This window comes from Paraburkholderia sp. Ac-20342, from assembly GCF_017104985.1.
Taxonomy (GTDB): Bacteria; Pseudomonadota; Gammaproteobacteria; order Burkholderiales; family Burkholderiaceae; genus Paraburkholderia.
Window position 1 is genome coordinate 1 of the sequence record NZ_JAAGPQ010000219.1, and the last position, 974, is coordinate 974.

Annotated in this window: 1 protein-coding gene; it reads left to right on the top strand. The window is 61.7% G+C overall.

What is annotated here, in order from left to right; genetic code table 11:
- Positions 1-974 (top strand): citrate synthase (gene gltA, locus G3N58_RS33830; protein WP_206001368.1); only part of this gene is annotated, 974 nt, incomplete at its 5' end.

The window sequence follows — 974 nt, forward strand, 5'->3', positions numbered from 1 at the left end:
ACACCGTCACGAAGCACACGATGGTGCACGAGCAGATGCAGTTCTTCTTCCGCGGCTTCCGCCGCGACGCGCACCCGATGGCGATTCTGGTCGCCGCGGTCGGCGCGCTGTCCGCGTTCTATCACGACTCGCTCGACATCAACAATCCGCGTCACCGTGAAGTCTCGGCAATCCGCATGATCGCGAAGCTGCCGACGCTCGTCGCGATGGCGTACAAGTACAGCATCGGCCAGCCGTTCGTTTATCCGAAGAACGACCTGTCGTACAGCGCGAACTTCATGCGCATGATGTTCTCGAACCCGTGCGAGGAGTACGTGGTCAATGACGTGCTCGTGCGCGCGCTCGACCGTATCCTGATCCTGCACGCGGACCACGAGCAGAACGCCTCGACCTCGACCGTGCGTCTCGCCGGTTCGTCGGGTGCGAATCCATTCGCCTGTATCGCAGCCGGTATCGCCTGTCTGTGGGGCCCGGCGCACGGCGGTGCGAACGAAGCCGCGCTGAACATGCTCGAAGAAATCGGCTCGGTCGACAACATTCCCGAGTTCATCAAGCAGGTCAAGGACAAGAACTCGGGCGTGAAGCTGATGGGCTTCGGTCACCGCGTCTACAAGAACTACGACCCGCGTGCGAAGCTGATGCGCGAAACCTGCCACGAAGTGCTCGAAGAACTGGGTCTGCACGACGATCCGCTGTTCAAGCTCGCCATGGCGCTCGAAAAGATCGCGCTCGAAGACGAATACTTCGTGTCGCGCAAGCTGTACCCGAACGTCGACTTCTACTCGGGCATCGTGCAGCGCGCGCTGGGCATCCCGACCTCGATGTTCACGTGCATCTTCGCGATGGCGCGCACGGTCGGCTGGATTGCGCAGTGGAACGAAATGATCGCCGATCCGGAGCAGAAGATCGGCCGTCCGCGCCAGCTCTTCATCGGCGAGACGCTGCGTGAGGCGAAGCCGCTTGCACAGCGCTAA